Source organism: Rhizorhabdus sp. GW822-FHT03C02 (genome assembly GCF_058801765.1).
The window spans coordinates 556,324-575,066 of sequence record NZ_JBXANN010000002.1 but is presented as its reverse complement, the minus strand read 5'-3'; the positions used below and the strand labels follow the sequence as shown (position 1 = coordinate 575,066).

Sequence of the window (18,743 nt, the reverse complement as noted above, 5' to 3'; positions counted from 1 at the left end):
CGGTGGTCCGCGGCGCCTTGCGTCCGCGCACCCCCGCCATCCCGCGATCGGCCGAGGAGAATGACCACGGACATGCATCTGATCGCGCGGGCCACCTCGCGCGACCAATGGCTCGAGCGGCTGACCGCGATCGCCGCCGAGATGGCCGGCTATGATATCGACCGGCTGGCGACCCCCTGGAATGGCGGCGCCAAAGACCAGGGCGAACTGTGGCTGGGCTTCGCGACCCGCGCGCGGATCGCGCTCGAGGCGCTGGCGCCATGCGGCCTCGATGCCGAGGAGAGCAAGACGACGATCCCCGAGGCGCTCCACGACCAGGCGACCGAGGCACATCATTTCGTGCGCACCGTCCGCGAGTGGCGCGGCATGCCACTCGCCGCGCTGGCGCGGCTGTCGGGCCTGTCGGCGGAGTTGATCGAGGCGATCGAGACACGCAGGATCGTGCCCTCGCTCTATCAGGAGCGCGCACTCGCCAAGGCGCTCGATGTCGCCCCCGAATGCGTGACCGACTGGCCGCAGGTGATGGCCGACGCGGCCGCGCTCCGTGACGATGGCGAGCTTTGCTGAGCGCATCATCGGCCGCGGGAGGTGCCGCGACGTCCTAGGCCTACGCCGCGCCAGCCATGCCGCCGGATCGCCGAGCGATCCCCCGACAGGCAGCGAATCAGATTGTCGAATGCCGCCGCGTCATACGGCACCCGCCGGCGCGGAGAAGTTTCGGCGAGCGCGGCGGCCTCCCCCATCTCTGCGGACGATCGCGCGGCAGGCGGACTGTGCAGCCGGGCGGGTTTGCCCGAGTGCGCAAGTGAATCAAGCGGTTAGATGATAAGTATTGATTTGGGACGGATCGACAAAACAGCCCATCGAACCCAGGATATAGTTCACCTCATCGCGTGACACTGAAGCAGACCAAGATGTTATTGGTCATGATGTCAGGCGAAGGGATAGATATGGACCACCCCAGCAGAGACGACGCGCTGCAGGAAGCGCGCGCTATTGCCGATGCTGCCCGGCATCTCAAGGAGCGCAACCGGCTTTTGCGCGAGCGTCTGGAGGCGATGCACCGGCGGGGCGCTGGCCCGCCCGATGAGACGACCGCCCGATTTGACTGAAGCCTGTCGCTTGCGGCACCGATGGCCAGCGACCGGCTTAGGGCTCGTCCAGCGAGCGGGCGGCGGCGAGTTGCTCGCTCGCCTCGATCAGATATTCCTGGGCGCCGGGCGCAGCGCCCTTTGCCCCTGAGTAAGCCGGTACCGTTGTCATTGCGGGAAGCCTATCATGCTTTCCCGAACCACCCCCATATTATCGTCGCGACGCGCAAACGGGCCCGGCTTTGTTCACTTTCACACATTTCCACGCCGCGCCGGGCCGACCGGCCGCGACAGCCGATCCGACGCGGAGCCACGTGGCCGCCAGCCACGCACAACAGCCTGGCGCGACCTTGGCGGGCGGCGGCGGAACGCCCGCTCATCGCTGCCGTTGAGCGCAAAGCAAGGAGACACCGCCATCGCTCGCACGATCCTGATCACCGGCGCCAGCATCGCCGGCAACGCCGCCGCTTACTGGCTCGGCCGCCAAGGCCATGACGTCACCGTCGTCGAGCGCGCGCCGGCCTTTCGCGACGGCGGCCAGAATATCGATGTCCGCGGCGTCGGCCGCGCGGTCATCCGCCGAATGGGCCTCGAGGCCGACGCGCTGGCGCAGGGCACGGGCGAGGAGGGCACCGTCTGGATCCGGGCCGACGGCACGCCCGCGGCCAGCTTCGTCGCCGCCGACATGGCGGGGGACGGGCCGACCGCCGAAATGGAGATATTGCGCGGCGATCTCGCCCGCCTGATATTCGAGCCGGCACAGGCGGGTGCCCGCTTCCGCTATGGCGACCATGTCCGCGCGATCGACCAGGCCGACGATGGCGTCGGCGTCCGCTTCGCGAGCGGACAGAGCGAACGCTACGACCTCGTGATCGTGGCCGAAGGCGTGGGTGCGGCAACGCGCGAACTGGCCTTTCCCGGCGAGAATGATCCGCGCTGGATGGATCTGACCATGGCCTATTTCACGATTCCGCGTAGCCCGGACGACGACCGGATGTGGCGCTGGTTCCATGCCAGCGGCGGGCGCAGCATCTCGCTGCGTCCCGACCGCCACGGCACCACCCGCGCCATGCTGTCGATCCAGAAGGTCGCCGAAGGCGAGGAAAACTGGGCCACCGAACGACAGAAAGCCTGGCTGCGGCATCGCTTCGCCGACGCCGGGTGGCAGGCGCCGCGCGTCCTTGCAGCGATGGACGAAAGCCAGGACTTCTACTTCGACGCGCTTCGCCAGGTCCGCATGCCGCGCTGGGCCAAGGGCCGCGTGGTCCTGACCGGCGACGCCGCCTGGGCGGTCACGCCGCTCGGTGGGATCGGCGCGACCCTGGCGCTGACCGGATCCTATATCCTCGCCGGCGAGCTCGCGCTCCATGACGATATTCGCGCCGCGCTGGCCGCCTATGAAAAGGCGATGCGGCCGATGGTCGAGCAGGCGCAGGCCATTCCCAAAATCGTCCCCCGCCTGGCGAACCCGCACAGCCGGCTCGGCATCCATCTGCTTCACGCCGCGCTCAAGCTGGCGAGCCAGCCGGCGCTGCGAACCGCAGCCGGCCGGCTGTTCGCGCGGCCGCCCAATGAACCCGACCTGTCGCGCTACGACCGCGCGCCCGCCTGACCGGGCACAGCGGCGAACGCCGGCCGCCTCGAGGCCCCCGTCGATGCGGGCCGCCTGGCATATCTCCGGGTCACCATGCGGGATCGTGCGCCGGCCCGGACCGGCGCCTGACGCAGGCCCGATCAACAAGCGGTCTCACGCCCCGTTCGAGCGCTCAACCGGCGCGGATATCCCCGGCGGCCGGCCGATAAGGCGGTGCCTCGGGCGGCGCCAAAGCCGCCGAGTACAGCTCGGCGAGCCGACGATGGGCCGCCCTCGCCTCCACGGTCCTGGCGGCCCGCATCAGCATGGTCTCCTCGGCAAGCCGCGCCCGATAATAATCGCGATCCTTATCCTGCATGATCTCCTCACCGCCTCGTTGTGGCAGGCCGCTACGTCCCGCCCGAACAGACCCGGGCGCCTGGCATGCACGGCCGATATGACCGCCGCCCGTGCCCAGATAGGTGGCCATCAACGCGCTTCAAGATACTGGAAATGCGCCATTAAACGAAGACGCGCGCTGGAAAAGCATGTTCGTCGTTGTCATATTCGGGTGATGATGCCCCTGATCCTCGCCTTCGGCGACAGCCTCACCGAAGGCTACGGCCTGTCTCCATCGCAAAGCTTCGCCGGCCGGCTGCAGACCCTGCTCCGGGCGCGCCGGCCCGACGCGCATGTCGTCAACGGCGGCCTGTCCGGTGACACGACCGCGAGCGCGCGGGCGCGGTTGCCCAGGCTGCTCAGCCGGCTGCAGGCGGCGCCCGATCTCGTCATCGTCGAACTCGGCGCCAACGATCTGCTGCGCGGCATGCCGCTGGCTGAGACGCGCGCCCATCTCGATGCGATCCTCACCGAACTCGGTCGGTGCCGGCTGCGGGTGTTGCTGGCGCAGATCGACGCGCCGGCAATCCTCGGCGATTTCGGTCGGCGCTGTTCGGCGATCTATCCCGAACTCGCCGCCCGGCACGGCATCGCTCTCGCCCCGTTTCTGCCCGCCGGCCTGCTCGGCAATCCCGCGCTCACCCTGCGGGATCGGGTCCATCCCAATGCCGCCGGGACCGACCTGATCGCCCGCGCCTTTCTTCCGGCGGTGGAAGCGGCGCTGGCGGAACCCGCCGAACGCGCCGCGTGAACCAGCGGCGCCGTGCCGAACACCATCTGCTTACCGGCGATCGAACGGACCTGCCATTTGAAGCCGGCGGACGGCCGCTCTCGCGACGCCGGCTAGGGTTTGCGAAACCGTGAGCCGTTAGGGTCAGGCGAAACAGCCGCCACCTCGCCCGACGCCAGATAGGACTCGGGCAGCAGCCAGCGCGAGCTCATGCGATGGTCCCGCGCGCTCAAGCTCTGCGCCGCCGCCGCACGGAAGGCCGCCACCGCGCCCTCGCCACCCATTGCGAACAGACGCAGCGCATATCTGATCTGAGCCGCCGACAGACCATCCCGACGCATCGCCATTCCCAGTCGCCAACGTCTCAGCATCGCGAATCCTCCTGGTCGGATGATGAAGATCGATCTCGCCTGGTCAATAACCTGGGTCAACGTGGCGCGACGCCGGGCGAGCGCAGCATCCGAGGTCGGAGCAACCGGCTGCCGAGTCGAGATCCCGTACGCGCCTCCAGGCCGGTACCCGGCGACAACACCGCACTTTATCTTTGCTCCTGCTAGGCAGTCGCAGACAGGCTCGGATGACGGACGTAGGTTCGCACCGCCCCGCGCCGCATGGCGCGCCAGGCAGACAGGATCTTGCCCATGCCGACCCGCAAATTGACCCGATTGGCCCGGCTCAGGCTGAAGCACGCCGCGGGCGAGGCACCCAAATCGGCCTTGGCGTCGGAGGCGTCGGGCACGACAGCGCTCAGCTCTGCGGGCCGGCGGACAATGTCGGCCAATGCGAGCGCGAAGCTCCGCAAGCTGCGATCGATCGCCGCCCAGGATCTGCACGACGAGCGCCGGTAGCCGCGCGGGCCGCCTGCGACCCCCGATGATGGTCGGGTCGCGATGCCAGCCGGTGGCGGACGATGAGCCGGCTGCGCGCTATTGCTCGACCGCGGCGACCTTTCCGCCCGCGAGGACGATCATGCGATACTCGGTCGGCCGGCCATCGCACTGCCAGGCACTGTTGACATGCTCCTCATCCCAGCCGTCGAGGCCAGCCAGCGCGCAGCCGGCCGCCATCTGATCAAGCACGCTCAGGGGGCCGATGGCGCGCTGGGTAAAACGTGCGGGCGCGAACCCCGCAGCACCGTTGGCCTCGGCGGCGCGGATCGTCTTCAGGACGATCGCCGTGCTGCGCGCATGGCCGATCATCGGGATTTCCGCGCCGGCCGGGGCGGTGATGCCGAACCCGACCGCGATGACGCCCCAGAATATTGTCCCGCGCATAGCGACTGCTCCCGATTTCCGCTCGGCCATTCGACCTGACCGCATCAAACCTTCCGTGACCGATGTCGGGTCCGACAACGCTGCGATGCGTCCAGGCCGAAAGGACGATCTATGGCGACTGCTCCACGATCGCGCTGGATGCGTCACCGTGCGAGGCCGCGGCGATCGAGCTCGGCACACAACGCGCTCGCCCAAGCACATTCCTCATCGATGAGATGGAAAGCTTCGATAAGCTCGGCATCGCTGAGCAGCGTGAAGTCGGTGTCGCGGGTGAACATGATGATGCCTCCGTGGCAAACGATGGATGGTCACTCCGGCGGCGGGATCACCGGCTCGACCCGCGGGGCGGAACCAGGTCCGTCGGGTTCGCGACGCGGGTCGTCCATCGGGGCTTCGATCGGTTCCTCCTCGGGCGGTGGCCGGGGCGCCATGACGGTCTCCTTTCGCGTTGAACGCGCAGGACGGAGCCCGGGTACCATCGTCCGGGGCGGAATAATCGCATCCTGCCGCCAGCGGGAAGGCGCGCGGACGCGATGGCATCGCTCGGCAACGCCGCGTCCGATTGCCGCGCCTGCCATCACGGTTCGCAGCGGCGCAGCGATGCGATGCCGCGCATTGCGCGTCGTTTCACCTCCGCCTGGTGACCGCCGGCTGCTAAAATGACGGACGTGCCAGGTTGATGGCACATCGGCCTGGATGTGTCTGTGCGCCATAGCCAGGCGGCCCCTCATGCTCCGGGGACGAACCCGTCGTCACGGTCGGCAGGCGCCGGCGCGTCGATCGCCGCGCAGATCATACGCAGCGCCGGCTTCAGCCCTTCCTCGTACGTCGGGTGATAGATCGGGAGTTCGAGCAATTCGGTCGCGGTCTGCCGCTTCTCGATCGCCCAGGCCAACAGATGCACCATGTGCTCGGCACCGGGGCACGCCAGCGCCGCCCCCACGATGCGGCCATCCCCGGCATCGGCGTAGATATGGGCGAGACCCGCATTGCATCGCATGATCTTGGCGCGCCCCTGGTCCTCATAGCTTGCGCGACCCAGAATCACCGGCAGGTCGGCGCGACTGCCGACCTGCCCGACGACGGCAAGCGGCGGATCTGTGAACATGATCGAAAAGGCGATCGTCCGGCGACTCGGGTCGACACCCGGAAAGGCCGCGGCGTTACGACCGGCGATGCCGCCCTCGGCCATCGCGTCATGGAGGACCGCGCGCTCATGATCGGCGTCACCGGCGATGAAGACGGGACTCGAGCCACATTGCATCGTCGCCGGATCGAACAGGGGTGTCCCATGCTCGTCGAGCGACAGTCCGGCCCGGTCCAGGTCGAGCTCATCTAACCGTGGCGCACGCCCCGTCGCCACCAGCAGCTTCTCGAACCGCCGCTCCCCGGCGGTGTTCCCGCTCCAGCGCAGCCGCGCGCCGCCAGCCGCGTCCGACGCCTCAACCTTCACCGCCAGATGGATCGGAAATTCCTGCTCCAACCGCGCGCGGAGAGTTCGGGCCACGGCGTCCTCCTCGAGGCCAGCAATACCTTGCCCCTCGTCGAACACCATGACCTCGACGTCGAGCCTGGCGAGCGCCTGCGCGAGTTCGAGACCAAGCGGCCCGGCGCCAATCACGCCGACCGAAGCGGGAAGTCCGGCCAGCTCGAAGATCGTCTCGTTGGTCAGGACATGATCGGCGACGGCCTCGAACGCATCCGGGATCACCGGCTTTGCACCGACCGCGATCACCACGGCCTTGGCCTCGATCTCGCGGCCGTCGCCCAAAGTCAGCAGTGTCGCTCCGCTGAATCTGGCGTTGGCGTCGATGCAGATGCCTTCGGGCAAGTCCGCATATTGCGCCTTTACACCGTCGACGAAGGCGTCGCGCGCATGCCGAACGCGATTCATCACCGCGACACCATCGATGGCGTTGAGCGTTGCGTCGAGGCCGAAGCCGCCAGCCTGCCGTACCGCATGTGCGGCGGCGCCCGCAGCGATCAGCAATTTGGACGGCATGCAGCCGACCCGCGCGCAGGTCGTGCCGCTGAACCCGTCGTCGATGAGCAGGGTGGATGCCCCCGCGCGACGGGCGGTACGCTCCGCGGCGAGGCCGGCCGTGCCGGCGCCGACCACGGCAACATCACACTTCAATCTGGTCATGGACGCGCCCCTGCCGAATGCCGGACGATCCGACGGAAATCGTCCAACGCCATATGCTGGCACGCGTTCCTCGATGGACCGCGGGCGCTGGCCTCGTGGCAACCGCCGACGGCCGGGCGGGCTTGGCAGGTCGAAGTCGTCTTCCGAAGACATCATGGCGGCTCACGGAAGTTGGAACGCGAAGATGCTTCCCCCGCCAGGGGCGTCGCGCGCGTCGATTCGGCCGTGATGGCCGACGATGATCGCGCGCGTGATCGTCAAGCCCAGCCCCGTTCCCGGCGTCGCCGACCCGCGTTGGCGCTCGCCTTGGGCAAAGCGAGTGAACAGGCGCTCGCGCAGTTCCGCATCGATCCCCGGGCCGTTGTCGCGCACCGAGAATTCGACAGCATCCGGCAGCCTTCGGACATGGACCGCCACCTGCTCCCCCGGCGGGGAGAAGCGGATCGCATTCGACAGGAGATTCATCATGGCCTGAAGGATGCGGCCGCTATCGGCCTGGACGGTGAGAGGCTCGGCGGGGCGCTCCAACGACAGGATTATGTCGTGCATGTCGGCGAGGCCGATCATGTCGTCCACCGCGCGTGCGGCGAGCTCGCCAATGTCGACAGTCTCCATGACGAACGTCATCTCACCGGCCTCCATCTTGTCGACATCAAGCAGGTCGGTGACAATCCGGATCAGACGGTTCGCGCTGCGTTCGGCTATCTCGACAAGATTGAGGGTGGCGGCATCGAACCGCGCCGCGCCCCCGGCACGCAGCAGACCGAGCGCGCCGACGATCGACGTGAGCGGCGTCCGCAGCTCATGGCTCACGTTCGAGACGAGTTGATCCTTGAGACGCTCGATCCGCGAGCGCTCGGATATGTCCTGGAACGCGGCAACGACATGAACGCCGCCGGTCAGCGGCATCCGCCCGAGCGACACTTCCGCGAGAAACATGGTGCCGTCGCGGCGGGTCGCATCCACCCGGCCGCGTTCGGCCGGCATTGATTCGGCGGGAAGCTTCACGCGATCGAGAAACGCGCCCTCCCCGGGTGCGATCGGCGCGAGGTACGAGATGTCCTTGCCGACGATATCCGCCGCGTCATAACCGAACAGGCGTTGCGCCGACATGTTGATCGCCTCGATCACACCGGCGGGGTCGATGGCGATCACCGCATTCGCGGTATGATCGAACAATGCCGATTGCCGCGCGAGCGCATCGCGTGCGGACGACAGCGCAGCATAGCGTGTCCGTCGGGTGCTCCATGTCAGATAGGCGACGCCGAAGGCCAACGCGGAAATGAAGAAGACGAGCGCCCAATAGATTCGCGACGCGAGCGCGGTGCGCGCCGTGGCTTCGGCCTCGCGTTGCTCGACCAGTTGTTCCTGCCTCGAAATCTGCCGGTTTACCAACGAATCGATCGTCTCGATCAGGGCCACATGGTTCGCTGCCACCACCAGCTTCGCGGCGGCGGCGACGCCATGCCGGTCGCGCGCGTCGATCACGACGCGCATCTCGGCCATCTTGAGGCCGATCGACCGGCGCAGCCGTTCGATCGCGGCGCGTCCGTCGGCGGAACGGTTGTCGGGAAGCGCCGCAAAACCGTCAACTTGCACCCCTATGTGACGGCGCGCGGCGAGATAGGGCCCGAGCAGCGACGGATCCCCCGTCAGTGCATAGCCGCGCTGGCTTCGTCCGGCATCTTTCACGGCCGTGAGAATCGCGGTGGCGGCGAGCACATAATGGAGTGACGCCTTCGCACTGCCGTGGCTTCGTGCCGCGCGCATATACTCGAATTGCAGCGACAGGCCGGCGACGGTCAGCGCGAGTGGCACCAAGGTAACCGCCAGAAGAAATCGCCAAAGAGCAGGCGGTCCGCCAAGGTCGAGGCTGGAGGCTGGCGGCCTGTCAGCCGTCATCGCTCGCGCCACGGTATCTGTGCCAGCTCGCCAGAGGTCTTCTCCCGGTGACGCACCACCGATCATCAACGATCGGCAGCCCTGCCAACATCTACCACTTGCCGATTAAGACGGCGAGCAGCATGACTTGACGAATTTCGCCGTTCCGATGTCACTTGCTCATTATGGGACATCGCGTGAACTTGGCTTGATCCACACCGATCAGGACATGGCGCGAATGACAGGCGTGGAATATTGATCAAAGGCCCGCTGGATATTTTTCGGTGATTTCCGTCTGCACCGCCAGCCTTTCTTTTCCCAAGTTCGGGAAACAGACATCGCATCGCGAGCAAGCGACGGGGTCGGACGAGGAATATGCCATCCCCGCTCGGCGTTACCGGTCCGTTGCGATCCGAAAGCACCTAAGCGCGGCGACCTGCTCGATATCCTGGCCATATAGCCCGGCTTTTCCGAGAGTAGGCAAAAGCGCCGTCATCATGGGCGACGAGCGCGGATGGCAGAGGCGCCGCCGGTCGTCGGGCGGCGCGTGGGGCTCAGGATCAGCTGAAGGCCGGGGAGCCGGCCGACTCTGGTGAACCGGCGTCCTGACGGGCGATGAACTGCAGCGCGGCTTCGGCAACCTCCTGCCAGCCGGCCTCGTTGCAGATATAATGGCTGCGACCGGCAAAGGGCAGGAATTCGGTCACGCTGCCGGCATCGGTGTACCCGTTGAAGTTCTTCTCGGTGAGGTGCGCGGGGATGATCTGATCATTTTCACCGCCGATCAGCAGCAGTGGCGCGTGCGGCGCATCAAGGTCGATCCGACCATCTACACCCATGCAGTCGCGCAGCACGTTGCGGCTGTCATGGGTGGCGGTCGCTTCATATTCGCGCGCGGCCTCTTCCTCGCTGAGCGTGTTGGCGAACGCGCCGTGGAAGGTCTTCGCATCCATCAGCACCGGATCATTGCCTTTCAGCGGATTGGCGATGATCGCGCTGTTTTTGATGAAGCCCCAGTCGAGATCGATCATCGCGTTGGGGGCGACCGAGTTGATCGCGACGCCGGCGGACAACAGGCCCTTGGCCAGCATGAGCTGGGTGATCAGCCCTCCGACCGAATGACCGACCATCACCGGCCGGTCGAGCCGGCGGACCTCCGCCTCGATCGAGGCGATCACCTGCTCGAGGCGCAGATCGCCTAGGCCCGGGGGCGGGTTGTCGCGCAGGGCGCGCGGATCGCCTTCATGCAACGGCCAGGCGGGGGTGACGCAATGATAGCCCCGCTCCGTGAAGAGAGCCGTCCATTTCTGCCAGCTTTTCGGATTCTGGAACATGCCGTGGACGAAAATGACGCTCTTCATACTGACCTCCTGCACAATTTTTCGGCCAACAAATCAGCATGGTACCTGTTCCCGCCGGGTGCGCCGGACCGTGGCCGAAAATGGGACGGATCAGCCTGGCGGGCACATGCGAACAGGCATCGCGCCGCCTTGCCGACCGAGCACGCCAGTCCACGCCATCACCGCTTCGGCCGCGAGGCCGATCAACGCGCCGACGGCGACGTCACGCGCAAAATGGGCGCCCCGCGGCATCTGGACCCTTCCCGCCAGAACGGCGCATCCATAGGCGATCGGCGCGCCGCCCAGATATTCGCGCGCGATCGCCCGCGCGACGGCGACCGCACCGGCGGCGTGTCCCGACGGGAACCTGTTTTCGCGCCAGGCGTGGCTGCCGCCCGCCCGCGATCGTGCCCGCCGTCGAGGATCACCGTGGGCCGGGTGCGATCGATACGGTGCTTGACGAACGATTTGGCTTTCATCGCCAGCCAAGGGCTGGCCGGCATCCGGACGCCGGTTCGCACAAGCCGCTACCGGCCGGCGAGCCGGCCGACGACGATCGTCCCGGCCGACAGCGCGATCAGCGGCGGCTGGTCGCCGAGTTCGCTCGCCTGACCGATCGCCGGGACCAGCGGGATCTCATGTCCGCGCCCGGCTGTCGGACGACGGTCCGATCGAGACGTTCGCCCTTCGCCCTGCCCTTGCCGGCCATATGCCTCGCGTCGCCCATGTCGGTCGCCCTGTCGGCGTCCAGACGCATGGGCGGGCCGATCATTCTCGGCGTCACCTTGCCGTCGCCGCCCCGGGTCCGCAGCGCCGGATCGTGGCCAGGCGCGCCGACGGGGCTCAGATCTTCCCGGCATGTTCGCTGTCGCCAGGCATCCCGACGCTGGCGGCGGCCGCGTCGCCGGCCCCCGCTAAGGCGGCCCGCCCCGCGTGCAGATAGGCGGGGTCGAAATCCGCCACGGCGCACATCCTCTTCCACTCGATGACCTCCACGACCCGCCGGCAGCGGACGATGATGCCGTCGTCGTCGAGCGCGCGCAGGCACCGATTCACATGCACCGCGGTCAGGCCGGTGGCGTCGGCCAGCTGGGTCTGCGACAGGGCCATGTCGAACCGCACCATGTCCGGGCCCACCGCGTCGCGCCGAACCGCGATTTCGCACAGGAGATGGGCAACCCGGGCCTTTGCCTCGCGTCGCCCGACGTTGAGCATCCATTCGCGCAGGATCGATCCGTCGACCATGCTCTCGTGCCAGAAGGCGGCGGCGATCCGTAAATGCGACGCGAGCAGTCGGTGGACATTTCCGGCGTCGAGCTGGGCAACGCGCAGCGGACTGATGGCGAGCACATCATGGTCGAACCGAGCGAGGACCAGCTGCTGCAGACCGATGATGTCACCGGGCAGATGCAGCGACACGATCTGCCGCGCGCCGCCGCGGGCAAGCCGGTAGCCGCACGCATGACCTTCGACCAGGACCGCGACGGCCGTGGTGCGGTCGGTCCTGCGGAAAAGATGCTCGCCGACCCGGAGCGCCCTCTCCTGCGGCACCAGCGTCAGGAACGCCGCGCGATCACCATCATCGAGCGCGCTTGCCCGACCAAGACGGCACAGCACACGGCCAAGGGACCCGTCCTCATCGACAAGCATGCAAGCTCGCGCCTCCAGATTTTCGGGCGCTCAATGCGCGAACCGCCGCCTGGTTCATCGGCGGGATCGACGCCGGATCGGGTGCGGCGACCCGGCGTCGACAGGCCCGCCATGGCTCGGCCACGACGATCGCCGCCGTCTCCCGCCGCACCGGAACCGTAACCGACTGTAATGGTTGTCACACCAGCGAAACATTCGAGAGGAGAGGATGATGGGCAAGGGCCTTATATTGTGGCTTTTGGGCGTACCGGGCATCATCGTCATCGCCCTGTTCCTATTCCATATCATCTAGCGCGCCGATGGCCGACCCGGCTGCTTCGGCGGGTAAGCCATACCCCGGTGCCGAGACGCAGGACGGGTTGGCCGACAGCATCGAGGCGCTGGTCCGCCGCCACGAGGACGACGCGCAAGCCAGCGCCCCCCTGCAGGCGATCATCGACAGAGTGAGCGACCTGGCGGGGCGGCCGATGTTCGTCCTGCTGCTGATCGCCGCGATCGCCGGCTGGCTGATCTATAATATCCTCACTGGGGCCGCGGGCGGCGCGGCGCCGATCGATGCGCCCCCGTTTGCATGGCTCGAACTCGCGCTCACCCTGGTGGCGCTGCTGCTCGCCGCCGTCATCGTCGCGACCCAGCGCCGCGAGGATCGTCTCGCCGAACGACGCGCGCAACTCACGCTCCAGCTCGCCCTGCTCGGCGAGCGCAAGAATGCCAAGATCATCGCGCTGCTCGAGGAGATCCGCCGCGACAGCCCGGGGCTCGCCGATCGGCCGGATCCCGAGTCCGAGGCGATGGCGGCTCCGGTCGATCCCGGCTCCATCCTCGACCGGATCGATCGCGACGCAACCGATAACTGACCCAGGAAGCCGGCAGCATGGACCATCTTTTCGCCAAGTTCGCCAACGCCACCGCGCGCGCCACCGGCAGCCCGATCGCCTTCCTGCTATGCGTGCTGATGGTCGTGCTGTGGGCGGCATCGGGACCGATCTTCCATTATTCGGAGACCTGGCAGCTGGTGATCAACACCAGCACCACGATCATCACCTTCCTGATGGTTTTTCTGATCCAGAACACCCAGAACCGCGACGGCTCCGCGGTGCAGACCAAGCTCGACGAACTCATCCGCTCGTCGGATGCGATGGACGACTATATGGGCATCGAGAAGCTCACCGACAAAGAGCTCGAGGAGTTGCACACACGCTGCGAGGCGGCGGCCAAACGCACCCAGGAGATTTTGGCCAAGGCCAAGCGTGAGCGCGAAAGCCGGGGGAGGAAGTGAAGGTGGCACGACCGCAGCCGGCCCTCCCGCGCAGCCGGGCGGACGCGACCGCAGGATCGGCCAGGATTCTCCCGAGGGCGGCGCTCCTGTCGGACCGCTGCCATGGATCTTGACTGTCTGGTGATCGGCGGCGGGCCGGCCGGCCTCACCGCGGCGATCTATCTGGCGCGCTACCACCTGCAAGCCAGGCTGATCGACGCCGGGCAGAGCCGTGCGAGCTGGATTCCGCGCACCCATAACCATGCCGGATTCCCCGGCGGGATCTCGGGCATCGATCTGCTCGAACGGATGCGCGAGCAGGCGCGGCTCTACGGGGCGACGATCGAAACCGGGCGGGTCTCCCGGCTCGACCCAACCGATGGCGGCTTCGCCGCCGAGGCGGGCGCCGGCCGGGTCACCGCGCGCACCGTGCTGATCGCGACCGGCATCACCAACCGGCGCCCGCAGATCGACGAGGCGCTTCACGCCAGCGCGCTCGCCGCCGGACGGATCCGCTATTGCCCGGTCTGCGACGGATTCGAGGTCACCGACAAGGATGTCGGCGTGATCGGCACCGGCGGACGCGGCACGGCGGAGGCGATCTTCCTGCGCGGCTTCACCGAGGCGGTCACCCTGATCGCGCCCGACGGCGCTCATTGCCTCGCCGCGGATGAGCGAACCCGCCTCGCCGACCTCGGCATCGCGCTCGTCGAGGGCCCGGCACGGGTGACGGGAATGGCCCAGGACCGTCTGATGGTGGCGACCGGCGAGGGCCCGCGCGACTATGACAGCGTCTACCCGGCGCTCGGGTCGGATATCCACGCCGAACTGGCCCGCCAGATCGGCGCCGATCTCGCCGAGGATGGGGCGATCCGTGTCGACAGCCATCAGCGCACCACCATTCGCGGCCTTTATGCAGCGGGCGACGTCGTGATCGGTCTCGACCAGATCAGCCATGCCATGGGCGAAGGCGGGGTCGCCGCGACGACGATGCGCAACGACCTTGCCCGCGAACACCCGATCCTGCGACACCGCCACGGGCGGGATGCTGGGTGACGGCACCGTGCCGGCGATCGCCTGTCGGGGTTCGGACCGGAGCCGGACGGCGCGAACCGGCGCCCCGCCGGGCGGGCGTGCCGCGCACGCCTGCTAGCTGGCGATCCGATCGAGCCTAAAGGTCAGGCGGACGCCAAGGCCCTCGGGTCGCCAATCGAGCGCCATGGTGCCGCCGAACTGGCCGGTGACGGTGCGCTCGACGAGGGTCGTCCCGAAACCCTTGCCCGCCGGTGCCCCCGGCACCGACGGTCCGCCGGTTTCGATCCACCACATGTCCAGCGCGGCGCCGTCGATTGCCCAGCCGATCGTCACGCGCCCCGCCGGCACCGACAGCGCACCATATTTGGCGGCATTGGTCGCCAGCTCATGGACGATCAGGGCGAGGCCATTGGTGGCGTGGTCGCCGCAGCCGATCGCCGGGCCCGTGACGGAAAAGGGCGACGACGATCCATCGGCGGGCTCGTGCGCCTTGACGATCGCGCCGATCAGATCGCCCAGATCGGTGGCGGGTGCCGTCCCATCGAGGTCGCTGACCTTGCGCCGCACGATCGCATGGGCGTCGGCGAGCGCGTGCATCCGGCCCGACAGCGCCTTCGCCATCGCGGCGGGCGTCTCGGCCGAGCGCGCGCTGACCCGGATCATACCGTCAGCCATCGCGAAGATGTTCTTGAGCCTGTGGCTCATTTCCTTGGCGACGGTCTCCTGTTCGTCGAGCGCCTGGCGCAGCCGGGCTTCGTTGCGCGCCATGCGCAGCGCGATCCCGACGAAGCCCGCCAGTTCGGACATCGTCGCGGCATCGCCGCCATCGAAATGCCCGTCCTCGTCGGACACCACCCACAAGGTGCCGAGCGGCGCCCCACCGATATGGAGCGGCACCAGCAGCACCTCGGGAACGACGATACCCGCATCGGCGATCCAGCCATAGACGCGCTCGGGATAGGCGGCGAGCGTCGGGACATTGCAGTCGAGGGTGACCCCGCACGGGCTGTGATCCCGCGGCGTGGTCGCCGCCTCGAAGCGCGCCAGCGTCCCGCGCAGATGCCGCCATTCGAAAATGTCGGGGGCACTGTCCTCGTCGTACAGGCTGATCCCCGCCGACACCGAGCCGGTGAGCTGCATCGCGAGGTCGACGAAATGCGGCAGCACATCCGCGGGATCGTCGACCATCCGTGCGGCGAGCGCCTGCAAGGCATCCTTCGCCCGGCCGGCATCGACGCGCTGCGGCGGACGCCGGTGGAGCGCGTCGGTGATGAACACCTCGGCGGGCGCCGGACCTTCTTTGGAACCTGAGGTCAGCGGCTGGCTCATCGCGTGATGCTACACATGCTGCGCTGCCGAAGCGAGTCCGTTACGATTACGGCATATTTCGACGGCATATTTTCGGCGCACGGGTCCAACGCCGGCGTGACGCGTTCGGCATCGCACTGGAGAGCGCCATGTGTCATGTCCTGATCATCGAAGACGAACCGCTGGTCGCCCTGGATCTCCAGGACATTCTCGAATCCGCGGGTGCGACCTCGTTCGCGTTCGCCGCGACCGAAGCCGAGGCGGTCGATCAGGCCAGGCTGCGCACCCCCGACATGATCACGTCGGATGTCCGGCTGCTCGAGGGCACCGGGCCGGCCGCGGTCGAGACGATCCACCGCGAGCGTGGCGACGTGCCCGTCCTGTTCATCACCGGCACGCCCTCGGTCTGCCATCCCTGCAATCCGCCGGGACGTATCCTGACCAAGCCCGCCCCGCCGGCGGCGATCATCGCCGCATTCCACGAAGCCACCCGCCACTGAGATCGCAAAGGCCAAAGGCCAGCTGACTCCCGGGCCTGGCGGAGGTCAATCGGCCGCGCCGTCCTGCCGAGAGCAGATCAAAGTCGCAGGTGACCGTCGTCGACAGCTGCTTTCAAGCGGGCTTTGGCGGGCGCTCGAACCTATCGCGGATGGCGCGCCGTCGTCAGCCCTTCCCGGTCAACGCGAGCACCGCCTCCTTGATCTTGGCGATGCCGAAGCGCGCCGCTTGGCCGGGTTCGATGTGCGGCATGGCGGGTATCTCCGCAGGGTCGACGACGACGTGGAGGATCGCGGGACCATCGACGGCGAGCAACGCCGGAGCGGCCTGGGCGAGTTCAGCGGGTGTCGTCGCGGTGAAGCCTTGGGCGCCGCATGCGCGGGCATAAGCGGCGAAGTCGAGGTTGGGGAAGCGCGCGCCGCTTGCGGCGGGATTGCCCGCGCCTTCCATCTCAAGATGCACGAGGCCCCAACCGCTGTTGTCGTAAACGACTATCTTGACCGGCAGGTGATGCTCGACCGCGGTCATGAACTCGGCAAGCAGCATCGTGAAGCCGCCGTCGCCGGCATGGAGGATGACCTGGCGGGCGGTGTCCAGCGCCTGGACGCCGTTGGCTATGCCGAGGCCGGTGCCGACCGCGGCATTGTTGAACGATCCGGTGATCTGCTGGCGGCCCGACTGACGGAACCAATTGGCCGCCCACAGCGTCACCTCGCCGGTGTCGGTGACCCAGATCGCGTCCTCGGCGGCAATATCGCTAAGCGTGCGGGCGACCGCCTGCGGGTGAATCTTGTCGGCCGACCGCGCGGGATCGGCCTTTTCGTCGAGCATCGCGTCCCAGACGCGGCGATCGGCGGCGACCGCGTCGAAGAAGCTGGTGTCAGTCTTGGGGGCGAGCTGGTCGAGCAACATCGCGATCGCCGGGCGAACCGAGCCGACGATGCCGAGCGCGACCGAGGTGCGGCGGCCCAGCGCGAAGGGGCGCTCGTCGATCTGGATGACGTTGCCGGAGGTCGGCAGAAATTCGGAATAGGGATAGTCGGTACCGAGCAGCAGCACGAGATCGGCATGGCGCAGCGCGTCGACCCCGGGCCGCCCCCCGATCAGGCCGACCCCGCCCATCCAGTGGGAATCGCCGTAAGGGAGGATGTCCTTGCCGCGGAAACTGTGCATCAGTGGCGCCTTGAGCCGGTCGGACAGCGCGACCAGTTCGGCTGCCGCGCCGCGGCAACCGAATCCGGCGAAGACCGCGACACTGCCGGCCTCGCCGATCATCCGCGCCGCCTCGACAATGTCGGCATGAGCTGGCGCGACCTCTGGGCGCGGACGCAGTGTCGGGAGGCTCGGCACCGGGCCGCTCACCTTGGCCGCGAACACATCGGGCGGAATCGAGACATGGGCGACGCCCTTGGCCCCATAAGCCTCGGCAATCGCCTGGTGGATCACCGAGGCGGCCTGATCGGGCGACGCAATCAACTGGCTGTAGACCGCGACGTCGTTGAACAGCGCGACAGGATCATCCTCCTGGAGGTAATCGATTCCGCGCTTGGCGGACGGCACCCCGCCAGTGATCGCAAGGACAGGGGCATGATCCTTGCGCGCCTCGTAGAGGCCGGCGACGAGATGATTGCCGCCGGGTCCGGTGGTGCCGCAGCACACGCCGAGCCGGCCGGTGAGCTTGGCCTGGCCGGCGGCGGCAAGGGCCGCGCCTTCCTCGTGGCGGACGCCGAGCCAGGCGAGTTGGTCCTGCCGCCGGATCGCGTCGGTGAACGGGTTGAGCGCGTCACCGACGATCCCGAAGACCTGGCGCACGCCGATCGCCGACAGGGTTTCGACGAGCAGTTCGGCGACGGTCTGCGACATGGGGAAGCTCCTGATCCGGTCAGGCTGACGAGACACGTGGCGGCGCGACAAGTTCCGTTGCGGGACGGCAGGCGCGACGACCGCTGCATCGAGCGTGGCACGCCGTGCGGCGTCATGCGTTCGCAGGGTTCATGGCGACGGGACGAGCATAGCGGAGGCATGGATGGAGCAATCGACGATGCGGCGGTCGGCCGAATGCCGATGCGGCGCGGTGCGCGTCGACTGTTGCGGCGAACCGGTCAGGATATCGGTGTGCCACTGCCTGGCCTGCCAACGCCGTACCGGCAGTGCCTTCGCGGTGCAGGCGCGTTTTATGGCCGGCGATGTCATCATCCTTGGCGAGACCCGCGACTATATCCGAACCGCGGATAGTGGACGGCGCGCGCGTTACCGGTTCTGCCCATTGTGCGGGTCGACGATCGTCTATGAGAATGAGGGGATGCCGGGAGTGATAGCGGTGCCGGTCGGGGCCTTTGCCGACCCGGCCTTTCCGGCACCGGCCGTCTCAACCTACGAACGGCGCAAATATGGCTGGGTCGCCATCCTCGGCGACCAGGTCGACCATGAGATATGATCCGCGTCTGCAGCGGCCGGCGCCAGGGCAGCAACGATTGACCGGGCCGGGCCCGGCGCCAGCGGCCGCGTCGCGCCCTCGCCAGGATACGCGTTTCATCGCGGGCAGCTTTATATCTCTCGT

The 18,743-nt window shown here is 67.7% G+C and carries 22 protein-coding genes; 11 read left to right on the top strand and 11 right to left on the bottom strand.

What is annotated here, in order from left to right; genetic code table 11:
- Window positions 1-60 precede the first annotated feature (60 nt).
- From AC1RM6_RS09850 to AC1RM6_RS09840, 3 genes are all read left to right on the top strand, one after another.
- The gene (locus tag AC1RM6_RS09850) at window positions 61-567 is read left to right on the top strand and encodes a helix-turn-helix domain-containing protein (protein WP_493100571.1); all 507 of its coding nucleotides are present in this window, start codon (window positions 61-63) and stop codon (window positions 565-567) included.
- A 383-nt stretch (window positions 568-950) separates the two neighbouring features.
- On the top strand, window positions 951-1,112 hold the full coding sequence (locus tag AC1RM6_RS09845) for a hypothetical protein (protein ID WP_493100569.1): 162 nt from the start codon (window positions 951-953) through the stop codon (window positions 1,110-1,112).
- Between the two features lie 367 nt (window positions 1,113-1,479).
- Window positions 1,480-2,703 (top strand): FAD-dependent monooxygenase, encoded by a 1,224-nt coding sequence (locus AC1RM6_RS09840; protein WP_493100567.1) that lies wholly within the window; start codon window positions 1,480-1,482, stop codon window positions 2,701-2,703.
- A gap of 154 nt (window positions 2,704-2,857) precedes the next feature.
- Here AC1RM6_RS09840 and AC1RM6_RS09835 read toward each other — a convergent pair whose 3' ends face one another.
- Window positions 2,858-3,154 carry a hypothetical protein gene (locus AC1RM6_RS09835; protein WP_493100565.1) on the bottom strand — a complete coding sequence of 99 codons (297 nt, stop codon included), beginning with the start codon at window positions 3,152-3,154 and terminating at the stop codon, window positions 2,858-2,860.
- Window positions 3,155-3,238: 84 nt separating this feature from the next.
- Between AC1RM6_RS09835 and AC1RM6_RS09830 the strand changes: the two genes are divergently transcribed.
- The gene (locus tag AC1RM6_RS09830) at window positions 3,239-3,814 is read left to right on the top strand and encodes an arylesterase (protein ID WP_493100563.1); all 576 of its coding nucleotides are present in this window, start codon (window positions 3,239-3,241) and stop codon (window positions 3,812-3,814) included.
- A 92-nt stretch (window positions 3,815-3,906) separates the two neighbouring features.
- Here AC1RM6_RS09830 and AC1RM6_RS09825 read toward each other — a convergent pair whose 3' ends face one another.
- On the bottom strand, window positions 3,907-4,224 hold the full coding sequence (locus AC1RM6_RS09825) for a hypothetical protein (RefSeq protein ID WP_493100562.1): 318 nt from the start codon (window positions 4,222-4,224) through the stop codon (window positions 3,907-3,909).
- A gap of 210 nt (window positions 4,225-4,434) precedes the next feature.
- Between AC1RM6_RS09825 and AC1RM6_RS09820 the strand changes: the two genes are divergently transcribed.
- Window positions 4,435-4,641 (top strand): hypothetical protein, encoded by a 207-nt coding sequence (locus tag AC1RM6_RS09820; RefSeq protein WP_493100560.1) that lies wholly within the window; start codon window positions 4,435-4,437, stop codon window positions 4,639-4,641.
- 78 nt (window positions 4,642-4,719) lie between these two features.
- On the opposite strand, the gene AC1RM6_RS09815 is transcribed toward AC1RM6_RS09820, so the two are convergent.
- The 6 genes from AC1RM6_RS09815 to AC1RM6_RS09790 all read right to left on the bottom strand — a co-directional run bounded on the left by AC1RM6_RS09815 (window position 4,720) and on the right by AC1RM6_RS09790 (window position 10,923).
- Window positions 4,720-5,097 (bottom strand): hypothetical protein, encoded by a 378-nt coding sequence (locus AC1RM6_RS09815; protein ID WP_493100558.1) that lies wholly within the window; start codon window positions 5,095-5,097, stop codon window positions 4,720-4,722.
- 113 nt (window positions 5,098-5,210) lie between these two features.
- Window positions 5,211-5,345, bottom strand: coding sequence for a hypothetical protein (locus AC1RM6_RS09810; RefSeq protein ID WP_493100556.1), 135 nt, complete (start codon window positions 5,343-5,345; stop codon window positions 5,211-5,213).
- Between the two features lie 449 nt (window positions 5,346-5,794).
- Window positions 5,795-7,213, bottom strand: a complete 1,419-nt coding sequence (locus tag AC1RM6_RS09805) for a dihydrolipoyl dehydrogenase (protein WP_493100554.1) — start codon at window positions 7,211-7,213, stop codon at window positions 5,795-5,797.
- 162 nt (window positions 7,214-7,375) lie between these two features.
- Entirely contained in the window at window positions 7,376-9,115 is a 1,740-nt protein-coding gene (locus AC1RM6_RS09800; protein ID WP_493100552.1) for a sensor histidine kinase, read from the bottom strand.
- A 539-nt stretch (window positions 9,116-9,654) separates the two neighbouring features.
- Window positions 9,655-10,455, bottom strand: coding sequence for an alpha/beta hydrolase (locus AC1RM6_RS09795; RefSeq protein ID WP_493100550.1), 801 nt, complete (start codon window positions 10,453-10,455; stop codon window positions 9,655-9,657).
- Between the two features lie 90 nt (window positions 10,456-10,545).
- Entirely contained in the window at window positions 10,546-10,923 is a 378-nt protein-coding gene (locus AC1RM6_RS09790; protein WP_493100548.1) for a phosphatase PAP2 family protein, read from the bottom strand.
- Between AC1RM6_RS09790 and AC1RM6_RS09785 the strand changes: the two genes are divergently transcribed.
- Window positions 10,903-11,046, top strand: coding sequence for a hypothetical protein (locus AC1RM6_RS09785; RefSeq protein ID WP_493100546.1), 144 nt, complete (start codon window positions 10,903-10,905; stop codon window positions 11,044-11,046). The two genes, AC1RM6_RS09790 and AC1RM6_RS09785, sit on opposite strands and share 21 nt — an antisense overlap.
- Before the next feature lie 231 nt (window positions 11,047-11,277).
- Here AC1RM6_RS09785 and AC1RM6_RS09780 read toward each other — a convergent pair whose 3' ends face one another.
- Window positions 11,278-12,084, bottom strand: a complete 807-nt coding sequence (locus AC1RM6_RS09780; protein WP_493100544.1) for a Crp/Fnr family transcriptional regulator — start codon at window positions 12,082-12,084, stop codon at window positions 11,278-11,280.
- A gap of 359 nt (window positions 12,085-12,443) precedes the next feature.
- Between AC1RM6_RS09780 and AC1RM6_RS09775 the strand changes: the two genes are divergently transcribed.
- The 3 genes from AC1RM6_RS09775 to AC1RM6_RS09765 all read left to right on the top strand — a co-directional run bounded on the left by AC1RM6_RS09775 (window position 12,444) and on the right by AC1RM6_RS09765 (window position 14,398).
- The gene (locus AC1RM6_RS09775) at window positions 12,444-12,941 is read left to right on the top strand and encodes a DUF1003 domain-containing protein (protein ID WP_493100543.1); all 498 of its coding nucleotides are present in this window, start codon (window positions 12,444-12,446) and stop codon (window positions 12,939-12,941) included.
- A 17-nt stretch (window positions 12,942-12,958) separates the two neighbouring features.
- Window positions 12,959-13,363 carry a low affinity iron permease family protein gene (locus AC1RM6_RS09770; RefSeq protein WP_493100542.1) on the top strand — a complete coding sequence of 135 codons (405 nt, stop codon included), beginning with the start codon at window positions 12,959-12,961 and terminating at the stop codon, window positions 13,361-13,363.
- 102 nt (window positions 13,364-13,465) lie between these two features.
- Window positions 13,466-14,398 (top strand): NAD(P)/FAD-dependent oxidoreductase, encoded by a 933-nt coding sequence (locus AC1RM6_RS09765; RefSeq protein WP_493100541.1) that lies wholly within the window; start codon window positions 13,466-13,468, stop codon window positions 14,396-14,398.
- A 93-nt stretch (window positions 14,399-14,491) separates the two neighbouring features.
- Here the strand turns inward: AC1RM6_RS09765 and AC1RM6_RS09760 are convergent, their stop codons facing one another.
- Entirely contained in the window at window positions 14,492-15,706 is a 1,215-nt protein-coding gene (locus AC1RM6_RS09760) for a sensor histidine kinase (RefSeq protein WP_493100539.1), read from the bottom strand.
- A 128-nt stretch (window positions 15,707-15,834) separates the two neighbouring features.
- Between AC1RM6_RS09760 and AC1RM6_RS09755 the strand changes: the two genes are divergently transcribed.
- Window positions 15,835-16,185, top strand: a complete 351-nt coding sequence (locus AC1RM6_RS09755; RefSeq protein ID WP_493100537.1) for a response regulator — start codon at window positions 15,835-15,837, stop codon at window positions 16,183-16,185.
- A 163-nt stretch (window positions 16,186-16,348) separates the two neighbouring features.
- Here AC1RM6_RS09755 and AC1RM6_RS09750 read toward each other — a convergent pair whose 3' ends face one another.
- Window positions 16,349-18,046, bottom strand: a complete 1,698-nt coding sequence (locus AC1RM6_RS09750) for a thiamine pyrophosphate-dependent enzyme (RefSeq protein WP_493100535.1) — start codon at window positions 18,044-18,046, stop codon at window positions 16,349-16,351.
- A 163-nt stretch (window positions 18,047-18,209) separates the two neighbouring features.
- Here AC1RM6_RS09750 and AC1RM6_RS09745 point away from each other — a divergent pair, with 163 nt between their 5' ends.
- Window positions 18,210-18,620, top strand: a complete 411-nt coding sequence (locus AC1RM6_RS09745; RefSeq protein ID WP_493100533.1) for a GFA family protein — start codon at window positions 18,210-18,212, stop codon at window positions 18,618-18,620.
- The last annotated feature ends 123 nt before the right edge of the window (window positions 18,621-18,743 follow it).